Raw genomic sequence first — 5,050 nt, 5'->3', positions numbered from 1 at the left:
GCGCTTCGCTTGGTTCTCACCCTCCGGCCTTCGGCCTACGCCCCCGCTCCCTTCGGTCGGGGGGTTGCTGCGCGTTTCGCTTCGCTTCACTTACTGGAGGGCTTCGCCCATGAACACTGACGAATCCAAGCGCCGCCGCCGTGGGCCTGCGCCGCTCGACGCCACGGACAAGCGCGGGCATACCGTTTCGGTGCGCCTCAACGATGCCGAGCTTGCGCGGCTGGATTCGCAGCGTGACGCGGTGCAGATGCAGCGGGGCGAGTACCTACGCGCCGCCGCTCTGCATCGCCTGCCGCCCACCATCCCGGCAGCGAACCGGGAACAGTGGGCAGAGTTGGCCCGCACAGCGGCCAACCTGAACCAGATCGCCCGGCACCTGAACGAAGGGCAGCGGGGCGACGGGGAGCGCATCGGCAAGGCGCTGGGCTTGCAGTTGAGCGCCGAGCTTGCCAACTGCCTGCGATTGCTGGTGCTGGTGCGCGGCGACTTGATAGGCGTCAAGCACGACTCGGAGGACGTGGAAGATGAAAGCGAAGGTTAGCCGTGGTGGCGGTTTTCGCGGTGCGCTGAACTACGTTTTTGACGTTGGCAAGGAAGCCACGCACACGAAAAACGCGGAACGTGTCGGCGGCAACATGGCCGGGAATGACCCCCGCGAACTGTCGCGGGAGTTCTCAGCCGTGCGCCAGTTGCGCCCGGACATCGGCAAGCCCGTCTGGCATTGCTCGCTGTCACTGCCTCCCGGTGAGCGCCTGAGCGCCGAGAAGTGGGAAGCCGTGACGACTGACTTCATGCAGCGCATGGGCTTTGACCAGACCAATACGCCGTGGGTGGCAGTGCGCCACCAGGACACGGACAAGGATCACATCCACATCGTGGCCAGCCGGGTAGGGCTGGACGGGAAAGTTTGGCTGGGCCAGTGGGAAGCCCGCAGCGCCATCGAGGCGACCCAAGAGCTTGAGCATACCCACGGCCTGACCCTGACGCCGGGGCTGGGCGATGCGCGGGCCGAGCGCCGGAAGCTGACCGACAAGGAGATCAACATGGCCGTGAGAACGGGCGACGAACCGCCGCGCCAGCGTCTGCAACGGCTGCTGGATGAGGCAGTGAAGGACAAGCCGACCGCGCCAGAACTGGCCGACCGGCTACATGCCGCAGGCGTAGGCGTCCGGGCAAACCTCGCCAGCACCGGGCGCATGAACGGCTTTTCCTTCGAGGTGGCCGGAGTGCCGTTCAAGGGCAGCGACTTGGGCAAGGGCTACACATGGGCGGGACTACAGAAATCAGGGGTGACTTATGACGAAGCTAGAGACCGTGCGGGCCTTGAACGATTCAGGCCCACAGTTGCAGATCGTGGAGAGCGTCAGGACGTTGCAGCAGTCCCTGAGCCTGATGCACGAGGACTTGAAGCGCCTACCGGTCGCAGTCTCGACCGAGACGGCGCAGACCTTGGAACCGCTGGCCCGACTCCAGCAGGACGTGACGCAGGTTCTGGAAGCCTACGACAAGGTGACGGCCATTCAGCGCAAGACGCTGGACGAGCTGACGCAGCAGATGAGCGCGAGCGCGGCGAAGGCGTTCGAGCAGAAGGCCGGGGAGCTGGACAAGACCATCTCCGACCTGTCCAACAGCCTGTCAGGGCTGGAAACGAGCATCAGCAGCATGAAGCAGACCGCGGAGCAGGTGGCGGACTTGCCGGGCAATCTGGTGAGCGCACAGAAGGACATGACGCAAGCCGCCAACAAACTGACCGAGGCAGCGAACGAGACGCGCCCGCGCCTTTGGCGGCAGGCGCTGGGGCTGATTCTGGCCGGGGCCGTGGGCGCGATGCTGGTAGCGACTGGGCAAGTCGCTTTAAACAGGCTAGTGCCGCCAAGCGACGTGCAGCAGACGGCGGATTGGGCCAACGCGATTTGGAACAAGGCCACGCCCAAGGAGCGCGAGTTGCTGGAACAGATCGTCAATCGGCCCGCGAACTAGATCCGACCGCCTACCTTGAGGCGAGCGGCTACACCGTGAAGCGCGAAGGGCGACACCTGTCCGTCAAGGCTGGCGGTGATGAGGCGTACCGCGTGACCCGGCAGCAGGACGGGCGCTGGCTCTGGTGCGACCGCTACGGCAACGACGGCGGGGACAATATCGACCTTGTGCGCGAGATCGAACCTGGCACCGGCTACGCCGAGGCCGTCTATCGGCTTTCAGGTGCGCCGACAGTCCGGCAGCAACCGCGCCCGAGCGAGCCGAAGCGCCAACCGCCGCAGCTACCGGCGCAAGGGCTGGCAGCCCGCGAGCATGGCCGCGACTACCTCAAGGGCCGGGGCATCAGCCCGGACACCATCGAGCACGCCGAGAAGGCGGGCATGGTGCGCTATGCAGACGGTGGCGTGCTGTTCGTCGGCTACGACCGTACAGGCACCGCGCAGAACGCCACACGCCGCGCCATTGCCCCCGCTGATCCGGTGCAGAAGCGCGACTTACGCGGCAGCGACAAGATCTATCCGCCGATCCTGCCGGGCGACCCGGCAAAGGTCTGGATCGTGGAAGGTGGCCCGGATGCGCTAGCCCTGCACGACATCGCCAAGCGCAGCGGCCAGCAGCCGCCCACCGTCATCGTGTCAGGCGGCGCGAACGTGCGCAGCTTCTTGGAGCGTGACGACGTGCAAGCGATCCTGAAGCGGGCCGAGCGCGTCACCGTGGCCGGGGAAAACGAAAAGAACCCCGAGGCGCAGGCCAAGGCCGACGCCGGGCACCAGAAACAGGCGCAGCGGGTGGCCGAAATCACCGGGCGCGAGGTGCGCCAATGGACGCCGAAGCCCGAGCATGGCAAAGACTTGGCCGACATGAACGCCCGGCAGGTGGCAGAGATCGAGCGCAAGCGACAGGCCGAGATCGAGGCTGAGAGAGCGCGAAATCGAGAGCTTTCACGCAAGAGCCGGGGGTATGATGGCCCCAGCTTCGGCAGATAAGAGCGCCTGTCAGTCGGTGTGATGAACCGACCGACAGGCTAACCATCATCAACCTGAGTAGGAGGCCGATATGGCTATCAACATTATGGAGGCGTTCCAGCAGGAACCGCCACAACTGGACTTCATCTGGCCCGGCTTTCTGGCTGGCACCGTGGGCGCACTGGTGGCCCCCGGCGCGACCGGCAAGAGCTTCTGGGCGCTGGAAGCGGCTATGTCCATCGCTTGCAGCGTGGCAGGCGGTGACGTGGTGAACCTCAAGCCGCAGCACACCGGGCGCGTGGTCTATCTGGCCGGTGAAGATCCCGAACCCGCCCTGATCCGGCGCGTTCACGCCATCGGCCAGCACCTCAACCAGTCAGCCCGCGAAGCCATCGCCGAGAACCTGACCCTTGAGCCGATCATGGGCAAGCGCCTGAACGTCATGGACGAGGAGCACTTGCGCCGCGTCATCGAGTACAGCGCCGGGGCGCGGCTGATCGTGCTGGACACCCTGAGCCGGATTCACAGCCTCGACGAGAACAGCAACGGCGACATGGCGCGGCTTGTCGCCACGCTGGAACACGTCGCGGCCAGCACTGGCGCGTCTGTCCTGTACCTGCACCACGTCAGCAAGGGCAGCGCCCGCGAGGGGCAAACCGACCAGCAGCAGGCAGCGCGGGGCGCATCGGCACTGATCGACAACGCCCGCTGGTGCGGCTTCGTCGCCAAGATGACCGAGGACGAGGCCAAGCGCCTGAGCGACCGCGCCTATGACCGTCAGCCCATCGGCAACGACCGGCGCGGCTTCTTCGTGCGCTTCGGCGTGAGCAAACAGAACTACGACGCCACCCCGCTTGACCAGTGGTATGAGCGCCGAGACGGCGGCGTGCTGGTTCCGGTGGAACTGCTGGAAGTGCCGAACGGCAAGAAGGGGGGCAGCCGTGAGCAAGCATGACCTGACCCACGCCCGGCACGACCCGGCGCATTGTCTGGCCCCCGGCCTATTCCGCAGCCTCAAGCGTGGCGAGCGCAAGCGCGGCAAGCTGGACGTGGTGCATGACTATGGCGACGGTAAGCGCATCGAGTTCAGCGGCCCGGAGCCGCTGGGCGCTGATGACTTGCGCATCCTGCAAGGACTTGTGGCAATGGCTGGGCCGGGTGGCCTTGTGCTGTCACCTGAGCCGCAGACCGAGGCCGGGCAGCAACTCCGGCTGTTCCTTGAGCCGAAATGGGAAGCCTTCCAGCAGGATGCGATGGTGGTCAAGGGCAGCTATCGAGCACTTGCCCGCGAAATTGGCTACGCCAACCCCGACGACACTAAGCCGGTTCGGGAGTGCATCGAGCGGCTTTGGAAGGTGTCCATCATCGCCCAGAACGGCAGGAAGCGGCAGGGCTTCCGCCTGCTGTCCGAGTACGCCAGCGACGAGCAGGACGGAAAGCTGTATGTAGCCTTGAATCCCCTGATTGCTCGCGCCGTCATGGGTGGCGCGCAGCATGTCCGCATCGACATGGACGAGGTGCGGGCGCTACAGACCGACCCGGCGCGGCTGATGCACCAGCGCCTATGCGGCTGGATCGACCCCGGCAAGTCCGGGCGGGTGGAACTGGACACGCTTTGCGGCTACGTCTGGCCGGGGCAGGCAACCAACCCCAATACGCTCAAGACGCGACGCCAAGCGGCTCGCAGGGCGCTTCCTGAGCTTGCCGCATTGGGCTGGGCAGTCAGCGAATACGCAAAAAACAAGTTTGAAATCGGCAGGCCGAAAGCAACGCATCTGCTCGGCCCAGCACCCAAAACACAGGAAATTAGCCATGAGAAATGATTGGGAAACGCCGCCGACAGTCGAAGGGCTGATTGTCCGGGCTTGGATTGGCGAGGATGGGGGAACCGCAGAATTCGGAAAAAATCGTACGCTAAGCTAACGGTGTTCTCGTGACAGCTCTTTGACTAGGCTTTCTAAGGCCATTCTGATAGCCATGACTTCCTGAAAAGCCATGGCTAAAATTTGTGCGGCTAAAAGGGATACCGATGGTAAAGTAAGTTATCCCTGTCGAGATACTGAAAAGCGTTATCCTCGTTTTTCCCAAAACTGTTTTGCCAGTTC

Annotated in this window: 5 protein-coding genes and 1 pseudogene; all 6 read left to right on the top strand. The window is 64.5% G+C overall.

The window, feature by feature from the left end:
- Window positions 1–109: 109 nt before the first annotated feature.
- Complete coding sequence (locus AACR93_RS01865; RefSeq protein ID WP_012537712.1) at window positions 110–541, top strand: plasmid mobilization protein; 432 nt, start codon at window positions 110–112, stop codon at window positions 539–541.
- A pseudogene (locus AACR93_RS23130) lies at window positions 525–917 on the top strand (relaxase/mobilization nuclease domain-containing protein); the annotation flags it as partial. The gene AACR93_RS01865 and the pseudogene AACR93_RS23130, both read left to right, overlap by 17 nt.
- Before the next feature lie 379 nt (window positions 918–1,296).
- Window positions 1,297–1,980, top strand: coding sequence for a hypothetical protein (locus AACR93_RS01855; protein WP_043849885.1), 684 nt, complete (start codon window positions 1,297–1,299; stop codon window positions 1,978–1,980).
- A 35-nt stretch (window positions 1,981–2,015) separates the two neighbouring features.
- Window positions 2,016–2,966, top strand: coding sequence for a hypothetical protein (locus tag AACR93_RS01850; protein WP_043849884.1), 951 nt, complete (start codon window positions 2,016–2,018; stop codon window positions 2,964–2,966).
- A gap of 70 nt (window positions 2,967–3,036) precedes the next feature.
- The gene (locus tag AACR93_RS01845; RefSeq protein ID WP_012537710.1) at window positions 3,037–3,900 is read left to right on the top strand and encodes a helicase RepA family protein; all 864 of its coding nucleotides are present in this window, start codon (window positions 3,037–3,039) and stop codon (window positions 3,898–3,900) included.
- A complete protein-coding gene (gene repC / locus AACR93_RS01840; protein WP_012954629.1) occupies window positions 3,887–4,768 on the top strand; it encodes a replication protein C, IncQ-type in 882 nt (293 codons plus the stop codon). Before AACR93_RS01845 ends, repC begins: the two co-directional genes overlap by 14 nt.
- Window positions 4,769–5,050: the final 282 nt, after the last annotated feature.

This window comes from Aeromonas sp. L_1B5_3 (assembly GCF_963866575.1).
GTDB lineage: Bacteria > Pseudomonadota > Gammaproteobacteria > Enterobacterales > Aeromonadaceae > Aeromonas > Aeromonas jandaei.
Note: the sequence above shows the minus strand (reverse complement) of the source record. Positions and strands in the feature narration are given on the sequence as shown.